Annotated in this window: 1 protein-coding gene and 1 pseudogene; both read right to left on the bottom strand. The window is 46.9% G+C overall.

The window, feature by feature from the left end:
- Window positions 1–452: toxin VasX (locus QTN94_RS20230; protein ID WP_331428676.1), on the bottom strand; the 452-nt coding region annotated here is incomplete at its 3' end.
- 2 nt (window positions 453–454) lie between these two features.
- A pseudogene (locus QTN94_RS20225) lies at window positions 455–686 on the bottom strand (DUF4123 domain-containing protein); the annotation flags it as partial.

The raw sequence follows: 686 nt of genomic DNA, 5'->3' as shown, positions 1-686 counted from the left end.
TGCTCACACAGTCGCCATGTCCAGCGTTGATGGGCAAACGCCATATAGAGTGTATTTTTCGCTGGGTAGACCAAGCAGCTTTTCGTTTCGCCTTTGCTGCCACGCTGATTCGCAGGTTTATCCGCTTCATCGTTTGACCAGTCAATTTTGGTAAACTTATACCCTTTCACCTGATACTCATCAAAAGTCTTATCCGTCTCGTCATAGACATACAACCAACCATCACGTAATTGCCTTAACGTATACTGACGCTGCTTTGGGGCAAATCGACCTTGCCACTGGGTATCGGTGGTAGGCAGTGGGTGAAGTGGTTGGCCTTGTTCATTCATATCATCCAAGGCGTAACGGACAGGGATGATACCTACATCATTACGCCGAAAAGGGCATAAGCCAACCGCACTTTTTGCATTGCGGGTGGACGCGCATTTAGCGGCTTTATTGGGGGTGCTCATGGTTAGTTCTCCCTTGATTGGTTAGCAATTTGCTCGGCTAAACTCGCCGCTTGTACAATACGTTGTGATGAGGTGTGTGATGACGGTTGTTCGATAAGTTGAGTGAGATTTGGGTAGGTATTCTTTAGCAACGCCTGTTCGCCTACATAACCGAGAATATTGAAGTAATAGAGTAAGTCTTGCTCTGTCTCAAAACCTTTGGCGTAAGCGCTATCCATTTGGCTACAAACCCAG

The organism is Vibrio sp. M250220, assembly GCF_036533795.1.
Taxonomy (GTDB): Bacteria; Pseudomonadota; Gammaproteobacteria; order Enterobacterales; family Vibrionaceae; genus Vibrio.
Note: the sequence above shows the minus strand (reverse complement) of the source record. Positions and strands in the feature narration are given on the sequence as shown.